The following is a 247-nucleotide window of genomic DNA, read 5'->3' on the forward strand; positions in this document are numbered from 1 at the left end:
GACGCCCACGGCCAGGCGATCTCGGAAGAGGACATGGCAAAGGCGCTCGCCGCCGACGCGGTGCTGTTCGGCGCCGTCGGCGGTCCGAAGTGGGATGCGGTGCCCTACGAGGTTCGCCCGGAAGCGGGCCTCTTGCGCCTGCGCAAGGATCTTGAACTCTTCGCCAACCTGCGCCCGGCAATCTGCTATCCGGCGCTGGCTGCCGCTTCGTCGCTCAAACCCGAGCTGGTCGAAGGTCTCGACATCC

Annotated in this window: 1 protein-coding gene; it reads left to right on the top strand. The window is 67.6% G+C overall.

The window, feature by feature from the left end; genetic code table 11:
* On the top strand, positions 1 to 247 hold a 247-nt coding region (locus L981_RS32625), incomplete at both ends, for an isocitrate/isopropylmalate family dehydrogenase (protein WP_043626886.1).

Source organism: Ensifer sp. ZNC0028 (genome assembly GCF_000799055.1).
Classification (GTDB): Bacteria; Pseudomonadota; Alphaproteobacteria; order Rhizobiales; family Rhizobiaceae; genus Ensifer.